Here is a 9,919-nt window from a genome sequence, read left to right as displayed (position 1 = left end):
CCCCCGCCACCGATAGTCACCGCGCGGCTTCCTCCAACTCAGGCTCGGACATCGGCAAGGCATGCGGATTGACGGACGGCCCATGGTGTCGCCGTACGGCGAGACAAGCGACCGCACCGGCCAGCAGAACGGCGACGGCGACATACACGGCGGGCCCCATCGCGTCGACGAACCCGTGGCCGAACACCTGGCCGCCAAGGACACGCATCCGCTCGGCGACGCCACGCGGAACCCCGGCCGGCGCACCCCCCTGCCGCCCGGCACCGACGTCGGACTCCGCCTCCGAGAACGCGGCGACGAACGACTCCCGGTAGGCGACGGGGAGTTGACCGGCCCGAGCCCGTGCCTGCTCGGTGAGGGAGGAGGCGAGCTGCGCCTGGAGAACCGCTCCGATCACCGCACCGGCGAGCACCGAACCGACCTGCCGGAGCGCGTTGGTGACACCGGACGCGGCACCGGCGAGCCGGGGCGGGACGTTCCGCATGACCTCCGTGGCCATGGGCGCGAAGGTGCAGCCGACGCCCAACCCCGTGAGGAACAGCGGGAACGCGATGGTCGGCCAGCCCGTGCCGACGTCCGCGACACCGACGACCCACACAAGCCCGCCCGCCCAGGCGAGCAACCCGCCCATCAGGATGAACTTGCCGCCGACCTTGTCCGCGAGCGCCCCCGCGGGCCCCGCCATCACGAACGAGCCGAGGGCGACGGGCAGCAGCACGAGCCCCGCCTTCTGCGCGCTGAAGCCGAGCACGGACTGGAGATAGATCGTCAGGGTCAGGAACATGCCGACCACGCCGAACGACACGGTGACGCCGACGAAGTTGATGAGGCTGAAGTCGCGGTCCTTGAACAGCGAGAAGGGGACCAGGGGTTCACCGTCCTGCTGCCCGCGCTCGTGCAGCAGGAAGCCGCCGAAGAGGACGACGGCCGCGCCGAACAGGCTCCAGATCCAGGCGTTCCAGTCGTACCGCTGCCCCTCCGTCAGCCCAAAGGCCAGGCAGAACAGGGCAGTTGAGGCGAGGGTGACGCCGAGGGTGTCGAAGCGGCGCCGTACCGTGCGCCGGGCGCCCGGGATGATCGCCATCGTCAGCACGAGCACCAGCGCGCCGATCGGCAGATTGACGAAGAAGATCCAGCGCCAGGACAGATGGGTGATGAGCACCCCGCCGAGGATCGGGCCGAGCGCGCCGGACACCCCCGCCACCGCGCCCCAGATGCCCATCGCGACACCTCGCCGGTCGGCCGGGAACACCTCGGCGATGATCGACAGGGTCTGCGGCATGAGCAGTGCCGCGCCCAGCCCCTGCACCGCGCGGAACCCGATGAGTTGGGCCGGGTCCTGTGCGAGACCGCAGGCGAGGCTGGCCAGCGTGAACAGGGTGACTCCGGCGGCGAACAGATTGCGTTTGCCGCGCAGGTCGCCGAGGCGGCCGCCGGTGATCAGCAGGACGGCCAGGGCCAGCGTGTAGGCGTTGACGATCCACAGGATCTCGTCCAGGGACGCGTCGAGGTCCTCGCCGAGCTGCGGGATCGCGATGTTCACGATCGTCAGGTCGAGGAGGGTCATGAAGAACCCGAGCGAGAGCGTGACGAGGATCGCCCAGGGGTTGCCGTGCCACTTCTTGAACACGATGTCGACTCCTTATGTCCGACTGCGCGTCCGACGACGGGTCGGACTCGCGTTCAAGAGGGCCGGACGTCCGACCGGTGTGACACGGCGTGGATTTCCCGAGACGTACGTCACATTCAGGCCGTCCGCTGTCACATTCCGACCCCCGCCACCCCTCGCAGTAGTGAGCACGCCACTGGGGAGGCGCATACATGTCCGAGTTCTCCGAGTCCGCCGTCACCGATGAGGGAGCCACTGAGGCGACCACTGTCTTCATGGACCATCGGGAGCTGCTGTTCGGCCTCGTCTACAACATGCTGGGCAGCGTCGCCGACACCGACGACGTCCTCCAGGAGAGCTGGCTCTCCTGGACGTCGCGCGCCCGGCGCTCCCCGCTCGACACCATCACCAACCAGCGCGCCTATCTCGTCCGCATCGCCGTCAACCACGCGCTCCAGCGCCGCGCCACGATCACCCGTCGCCGCGAGACGTACGTGGGCCCGTGGCTCCCGGAGCCGTTGGTCGACCAGCCCGCCGACGACGACCCGGTGGACCCCGCCCTGCGCGCCGAGTCCGTGTCGATGGCCATGCTGGTCGTCCTGGAGTCGCTGACCCCGCTGGAGCGCGCGGTCTTCGTCCTCAACGAGGTGTTCGGGTACGCCCACACCGAGATCGCGGACATCATCGACCGCACCCCGGCCGCCGTACGGCAGCTCGCGCACCGGGCGCGGGCCCATGTGCACGCGCGGCGGCCACTGTACGAGGCGCATCCCCGGGTGCGGCGGGAGGCGACCGAGCGGTTCGTGCGGGCCGCGATCGGCGGGGACATCGCCTCGCTGATGGAGATCCTCGCGCCGGACGTCACGGTGTGGACCGACAGCGGGGGCAACCGGAAGCCGGCGGGACTGCGCCCGGTGCACGGACGGGACAAGGCCGTCCGCCTCATCAACTCCTTCGCGACCCGGCGCCGCGGCCCCCAGGACCTGGAGCTGCGCTACCGGCGCGTCAACGGCGACGACGCGGCCGTGCTGTTCGAGGGCGACTCACCGTACGCGGTGATGGTCATGGACCTCACGCCGGAGGGCGACCAGGTGTCCGGGGTCTACATCGTGACCAACCCCGAGAAGCTCACGCACGTGCACAAGGACGAGGAGGAGGACCAGTGACCGACACTTCTGGCACCTCCGACACCTCGCGGGGCGAGCGCGTCGCCGACTGGTTCGACGGCCGCCTCGGCATCCACACCCTCGGCAAGCAGTACTTGCGGAAGGTGTTCCCGGATCACTGGTCGTTCCTCCTCGGCGAGATCTGCCTCTACAGCTTCGTGGTGCTGATCCTCACCGGCGTCTACCTCACCCTCTTCTTCCACCCGTCGATGAACGAGGTGACGTACCACGGCAGTTACGTCCCCCTGAACGGCATCCGCATGTCCGACGCCTACGCCTCGACGCTGCACCTCAGTTTCGACGTGCGGGGCGGGCTGCTGGTCCGGCAGTTGCACCACTGGGCGGCGCTGGTGTTCATCGCCGCGATGCTGACGCACATGATGCGGCACTTCTTCACGGGCTCGTTCCGCAAGCCGCGCGAGCTCAACTGGCTGTTCGGCTGGACCCTGTTGTTCCTCGGCCTGTTCGAGGGCCTCTTCGGCTACTCGCTCCCGGACGACCTGCTGTCGGGCACGGGGATGCGCTTCGTGGACGGCGCGCTGCTGTCGGTGCCGATCGTCGGGACGTACCTGTCGATGTTCCTGTTCGGCGGCGAGTACCCCGGCCACGACATCGTGTCCCGCTTCTACTCGCTCCACGTCCTGCTGATCCCCGGCATCATGGCGGCACTGGTGGTCGTCCACCTCCTGCTGGTCGTCTACCACAAGCACACCCAGTTCGCGGGCCCCGGCCGCACCGAACGCAACGTGGTGGGCAGCCCGTTCATGCCGGTGTACCTCGCGAAGGCGGGCGGCTTCTTCTTCCTGGTCTTCGGCGCCCTCACCCTCCTCGCGGCGGTGGCGTCGGTCAACCCGGTCTGGTCCTACGGCCCTTACCGCGCCGACCAGGTCTCGACGGGCGCCCAGCCGGACTGGTACCTGGGCTTCGCGGAGGGCCTGGTCCGCGTCATGCCGGGCTGGGAAGTCACGTTGTGGGGCCACACGTTGGTGCTGGGCGTGCTCATTCCCATCATCGTCTTCCCGCTCCTCCTGGTCCTCATCGGCGTGTACCCGTTCCTGGAGTCCTGGCGAACCGGCGACAAACGCGAACACCACCTCCTGGACCGCCCCCGCAACCGCCCCACCCGCACGGGCATCGGCGTGGCCTGGATCAGCCTCTACCTGATCCTCCTGGCCGGCGGCGGCAACGACATCGTGGCAACTCGCCTCCATCTGTCGATCAACACGGTGACGTGGGCGGTGCGGGTGGCGGTCTTCGCCGTACCGGCGGTCGCCTTCATCGTCACCCGCCGCATCTGCCTGGGCCTCCAGCTCCGGGACAGCGAGCTGGTGTTGCACGGCCGCGAGACGGGCGTGATCAAACGGCTCCCGCACGGCGAGTACGTGGAGCTGCACCGTCCGCTCGACCAGGCCGAACTCCACACACTCACCGCACACAAGCGACCGAGGGAACTGGTCGAGCGCGGACGTCAGCCCTGATCCGCCGCGAACGAGGCCATCCATGCCAACGCCGCGTTCCAGTTCACCGCCGTCTCGTTCGTCGACCACGACTGGATGTCGTCGATGTAGCAGAACTGGCCGACGCAGCCGAGGAGTTTGCTCTGTGCGTAGGGGTCCTGGATGGAGGAGTTGGCGCCTCCCGCGAGCGTGCCCCTCGGCGGGTTGGGAAGGTTCGGGTCGAGTTCGTGGGCGTACCAACGGCTGTGCTGGTTGTGGGAGTTGGCCTCGCCGTAGCCGGTGACGTAGGACATGTTCAGGGCGTTGCGGCCGAGGATGTAGTCCATGCTCTGGAGTGCGCCGTCCCGGTATTTCGCCGCGCCGGTGAGGTCGTACGCGGTGGCGATGACGTGGGCGTTGTTGAGGATCTGGCTGTTGGAACCCCAGTCGTAGAGGTTGCCGGGCGGTGCGTACGGCATGCCGTACGGCTGGGTTCGCAGTGTGGTCAGGTAGGTGTTCGCGCCCTCGATCACCGAGCGGCGCACCTTGTCCCGGCCCGGAAGCCCGCTGGGGACCGTCGCGAGGTCGAGTCGGCCCAGTGCCGCCGTCCGGGCCCAGTCGAAGCCGAGGCCGCCGAAGATGTCGGCCGTGTTGAGGGGCGAGTCGACGACGTGGTCCGCGAACTGCCGTTCCCCCGTGGTGAGATACAGCTCGGCCGCCGCCCAGTAGAACTCGTCGGTCGCGTTGTCGTCGGGGTACGCGCCGCCGCCGATGCCGTCGTTCGGGTCCGGGTACACCGCGGGGTGCGCGACCGCCGCCGCCCATGCCTTCCTCGCCGCGGCCAGCGCCTTCGCCGCGAACTCCCGGTCGTAGGGCCGGTACAGGCGGGCCGCCTGAGCCGCCGTCGCCGCGAGGTTGAGCGTCGCCTGGGTGGTCGGCGCGTGCAGTTCGCGCTTCTGCGGGTCCTGGCTCGGCAGCAGGGGCAGCCCGGTCCACTGTTCGTCGTGGACCTTGTCGTGGGCCATGCCGGCCAGTGGCTGTCCGTCCGGTACCTGCATCTTCAGCAGGAACTCCAGTTCCCAGCGGGCCTCGTCGAGCACGTCCGGCACCTTGTTGCCGCTCTCCGGGATGGCGAGCGTCCCGTCGCCCAACTTGGCCGGCTGTCCGGTGCGGGCCAGGCGTGAGCGCTCGTAGGTGCTCAGCAACTCCCAGGTGGAGATACCGCCGTTGACGACGTACTTGCCGTGGTCCCCCGCGTCGTACCAGCCGCCGGTCACGTCAAGTGTGTAGTCGCACAGGCCGGGTTGGCAGGGCACGTGCGCGTCGCCCTGGTTGGGGGCGACGTTCAGATGACCGGCCGGGCGGGCGTAGCCGGGGCGCAGGTCGTCCCGGATCTCGATGCCGCTGCGCTGGGTGTAGTAGTACTTCAGCGAGTCGAGGCGCAGTTGCTCGTAGTCGCTCGTGCCGATGCCGAACGGGCGGCTCGTCTCCCCGTCGGCCACCAGCGTGAAGCCCTCGCCCCGCCCTCGGTAGGAGCCGAAGTCGATCGACTGGACGTTCTGCGCCGAAGCCACGTCCGTGCCGCGCGGCACGGTCCGCCCGTGTGCGACCACCGCGCCCGCCGCGTTCTTCAACTGCCAGGGCAGCACGGCCGTCGACGCGGTCACCAGCGTGGCGTTCTTCGGTCCATCAGGCAGATAGGCGACCTGGTTCACCCGCACGCGCGGCCCGGTGTCCGGCTGGTACACCTCCGGCGGCACGCCACCCAACAGCGACACGTCGTCCATGCAGAAGTGCCAGGCATCCGTACCGCCACCGAGCTGGAAGGCGACCTGTCCCTGCGTGGTGTCGACGGGTGAAGTGAACGTGTACGCATAGGAGTTGCCCGACCCGCTCAGCTCGGGACTGACCTCGTAGTAGGTGTCGTACGGCGCCACCGACAGTCCGACGATCGCGCGCGCCACCTGCCCCTCGGGCGAACCGGACGCCGTGAAAGCGAACTTGTACGACTCGCCCTTCACCAGCGTGATGTCGTTCTGGCCGACGGCCGCGTCCCAGCGGTTCGCCGTGCCGCCCGGCACGTCCGCGCAGAGCTGCCCGTCGGACAGGCCCGCGGTGACGTTGCTCGTCGTCCACCAGGGTTCGGTGGTGGTGTCGAAGGTGCCGTTCCTGAGCTGCTCGACCTCGTCGGCCCCGGCCGGGCCGGCCGGCAGGGCGGTGAGCGCGGCCGCGAGGAGGGCCGTGGCGGCGAGCAGGGTCGTTCTGCGTCGTTTCACGTCTGGGCTCCTCGGGGAGGTGGGGGCGCGCTGCGGTGGTACGTATGGTGGGAGCGCTCCCAGATGCGGACGCAGGCCATGCTGTTCGAGACATGACATCCCGTCAACGGTCCGGACAGGCCAGATTCCGGTCCGGACCGCGGCGGACGCCGTACTACCCGGCGGGTACCTCCAACTTGCTGATCCGCACCGCCCCTTGAGCCGTCCCGGGGTGACCGCTCGTCAGCGTCAGCCGCACCCGCGATCCGCGCACGGCGCCGAAGGTGACGACGGTCGGGGCGTCCGAGACGGTGGCCCAGTCGACGGCCGCCCCCTCGACCGGCACCCACCTGCGCCCGTCCCACACCGCGACCGCCACCGCCGCGGGCAGACTGTGCGTCGCGTCCTCCGTGAACGACACCTCCACCCGGTCGAAGGACCGCCCCCTCCCCCAGTCCACCGACACCCAGTCCTCCTCGCGCGCGCCGCTGAAGGCGGGCAGCAGAGCCGTCGCCGGCTTCGCGAAGGCGTTGGACCAGCCGGTGGCCGTGTCACCGTCGAGCATGGCGGCGGGGAGTGTGTCGGGTCGGCCGGAGTAACTCGCGTCGGCGTAGGGGTAGTTCAGGGGCGCCGGGTAGTCGGCCTCGAAGCGCGGCGCGGACGTCGTGGCCACGTCCCGTCCGGGCGTCGTCCGTACCGTCACCGTGCCGGCCCGCAGCCCCTCCGCACGCGCCGTCACCTTCAGCGAGCCCGCCTTCGTACCGGACCGCACGATCGCAAGCGCCTTGCCGTGGAAGGCCGTTCGGGTGCTCGCCTGGTACCGCTCGGCGCTCTCCTCCCGCCCGTTGTCGAGCCCGGCAAGTGACCCGCCCTTCACCTCGAAGGCGATCAGATCCTCCGCGTCGGGCAGGACGACACCGTGGGCGTCGACGACCTCGGCGGTCACGAAGACCAGTGAACGGCCGTCGGCGGCAAGGGACTTGCGGTCGGCCGTGAGGCGGACGGCGTGTGCGGCCCCGGCCGTACGCAGCACGTCGGAAGCGACGACCTTCCCTCCGCTGCTCGCCACCGCCTTCAACTCGCCCGGTTCGTACGGGACTTTCCACGTCAGGTGGAGCTTGCCCGCGCTGCCGTTCGGGCTGGTGTAACTGCCCGGGTAGGGGCCGGTGGTGAAGGTCTTGTCGTCGCCGGTGGCCTCGGTGGTCTCCAGGTAGGCGCGGCCGTCGGTGGTCTTCTTGGTGTCGAACTCCCTTGTCCCGAGGGACTTTCCGTTGAGGAACAGCTCGACGGTGCCGACGTTGGCGTACGCCCACACCTCGACCGTGTCGCCCGGCTCGTGGTTCCAGCTCATCGGCACCAGATGGACCATGGGCTCGCTGATCCACTGGCTGCGGAAGAGGTGGTACATGTCCTTCGGGAAGCCGGCCGTGTCGACCGCGCCGAAGAAGGACGCTTTGACCGGGAAGACGTCGTACGGCGTCGGCTCCCCGATGTAGTCGATCCCCGACCAGAGGAACTGGCCCGCGAACCACTTACGGTCCCGGTCCTTCTTGTGCCCGTACTCGCCGCTCATCGTCCAGGAGGCGAGGTTGTTGTCGTACGAGGAGGTGTCGCGCCTGCCGGGGGTGTAGTTCTCGCCGGTGTTCAGATGCTCCGGCTCCTGGTAGGCGCCGCGCGTGGAGGTCTCCGAGGAGGACTCCGACTCGAAGAGGAACAGGTTCGGATAGGCCGCGTGCAGACCGTCGACCGACTTGGCGGTGTTGTAGTTGAGGCCCAGTCCGTCGAGCTTGGCGAGCATGAGGTCGGCCGCGGAGCCCTTGGCGGGCACACCGTGGTACTTGTTCGAACCGATGACCACCGGCCGGGTGTCGTCCGCCGCCTTGATCGCGCCGATGATGCGGTCGGCCATCGCGAGACCTGCGGTGGCGGTGGAGTCGGGGATCTCGTTGCCGATGGACCACAGCACCACGGCGGGCGAGTTGCGGGCGGCGAGGACCATCTCGGTGGCGTCCCGCTCGCACCAGTCGTCGAAGAAGCGGTGGTAGTCGTAGGTCGTCTTGCCGGTGTGCCAGCAGTCGAAGGCCTCGACCATCATCACGATCCCCAACTCCTCGCAGGCCTCGATGATTTGCGGCGAGGGCGGGTTGTGGGAGGTGCGGAAGGCGTTGACGCCCATCGACTTCATGATGCTCAACTGCCTGCGTACGGCGTCGATGCTGATCGCGGAGCCGAGGGCGCCCTGGTCGTGGTGGAGGTCGACGCCCTTGATCTTGGTGTGAGTGCCGTTGAGGGAGAAGCCCTCGTCCGGGTCGAAGCGGTAGGTGCGGATGCCGAAGGGGGTGCTGTACGTGTCGACCGTCCTGCCGGCCACCCGCAGTTCGGTCTCCAGGGTGTAGCGGTGGTCCGGGGTCTCGATGTCCCACAACTTGGGCTTGGGGACGGTGAGTTCATGGGGTTCGGTCGCCCGGTCGGCGACGGTGACCGTGGAGGAGGTGCGGGCCACGGTCCGACCGCCGGGGTCCACGACTCTCGATCTGACCTCGATCTCGTTCGGGGCACCCGACTCGTTCACCACGGTCGTCCGCACCCGTACGACAGCCCGCTCGGCGGTGATGTCCGGGGTCGTGACGTACGTGCCCCAGCGTTCGACGTGCACCGGCTCGGTGACGACGAGGCGGGCCTCGCGGTAGATGCCGCTGCCCGAGTACCAGCGGCTGCTGGGGAGTTGGTTGCGCACCTGCACCGCGACGACGTTCTCCGTGGTGCCGTCGGTGTGCGCCAGGTCGGTGAGGTCGAGGGCGAACCCCGTGTATCCGTAGGGGTGTTGGCCGACCTGTGTGCCGTTGCAGTGGACGTACGCGTCCATGTAGACGCCGTCGAACTCCACCGAGATCCGCTTGCCCGCGAAGGCCGGCGGCAGGGTGAAGGCGATCCGGTACCAGCCGAGGCCGCCGGGGAAGAACCCGGTGCCGCTGGTCGTGCCGTTTGCCGTGGTGGGGGTCTGTTCGATGCTCCAGTCATGGGGGACCGCGACCTGGCGCCAGGCCGAGTCGTCGTAGTCCGGTGCGGCGGCCCCGGCGTAGGCGCCGGTCGGGTCGGTGATCCCGCCGGGGTTGACCAGCGCGAAGCGCCAGCCGTCCCGGAGGGGGACCGTGTGGCGGCCGGACGCGCCCGCGGTGGTCCCGGCGGCGCGTGCGGCCGGGGTGGACAGAAGTGATGTGGCCGTCGGCGCGGCCGTAGAAGCGATCAAAACCGATCGGCGAGTGACCGTCATGGCGGCTCTCCCTCATCAGGGCCCAGAAGTACTCACAACTGATCGTGACCAAACAGATTCTGACGGGGTGCTACGCCGGGCCGTCAAGGGTGCGGGGTCAGGCTTCTGCCGCGTGCGCCACTTCGACCGGATTTCCCCCTTGACCACCGGTTGACCACCGGTACCCGCGGCCGTGGGGG

The 9,919-nt window shown here is 69.2% G+C and carries 5 protein-coding genes; 2 read left to right on the top strand and 3 right to left on the bottom strand.

Annotated elements, in window-relative coordinates:
• Positions 1 to 16: 16 nt before the first annotated feature.
• Positions 17 to 1,630 (bottom strand): DHA2 family efflux MFS transporter permease subunit, encoded by a 1,614-nt coding sequence (locus tag ACNFOC_RS23675; protein ID WP_416961106.1) that lies wholly within the window; start codon positions 1,628 to 1,630, stop codon positions 17 to 19.
• A 191-nt stretch (positions 1,631 to 1,821) separates the two neighbouring features.
• Here ACNFOC_RS23675 and sigJ point away from each other — a divergent pair, with 191 nt between their 5' ends.
• Both sigJ and qcrB read left to right on the top strand, forming a co-directional pair.
• Positions 1,822 to 2,775, top strand: coding sequence for an RNA polymerase sigma factor SigJ (gene sigJ / locus ACNFOC_RS23670; RefSeq protein ID WP_416961105.1), 954 nt, complete (start codon positions 1,822 to 1,824; stop codon positions 2,773 to 2,775).
• The gene (qcrB, locus tag ACNFOC_RS23665) at positions 2,772 to 4,253 is read left to right on the top strand and encodes a cytochrome bc1 complex cytochrome b subunit (RefSeq protein ID WP_416961104.1); all 1,482 of its coding nucleotides are present in this window, start codon (positions 2,772 to 2,774) and stop codon (positions 4,251 to 4,253) included. The genes sigJ and qcrB overlap by 4 nt, the downstream gene beginning before the upstream one ends.
• Here qcrB and ACNFOC_RS23660 read toward each other — a convergent pair.
• Positions 4,244 to 6,487, bottom strand: a complete 2,244-nt coding sequence (locus tag ACNFOC_RS23660) for a glycoside hydrolase family 9 protein (RefSeq protein ID WP_416961103.1) — start codon at positions 6,485 to 6,487, stop codon at positions 4,244 to 4,246. The two genes, qcrB and ACNFOC_RS23660, sit on opposite strands and share 10 nt — an antisense overlap.
• A gap of 154 nt (positions 6,488 to 6,641) precedes the next feature.
• Entirely contained in the window at positions 6,642 to 9,740 is a 3,099-nt protein-coding gene (locus ACNFOC_RS23655; protein ID WP_416961102.1) for a glycoside hydrolase family 2 TIM barrel-domain containing protein, read from the bottom strand.
• Positions 9,741 to 9,919 lie beyond the last annotated feature (179 nt).

This window comes from Streptomyces colwelliae (genome assembly GCF_048158785.1).
Classification (GTDB): domain Bacteria; phylum Actinomycetota; class Actinomycetes; order Streptomycetales; family Streptomycetaceae; genus Streptomyces.
Note: the sequence above shows the minus strand (reverse complement) of the source record. Positions and strands in the feature narration are given on the sequence as shown.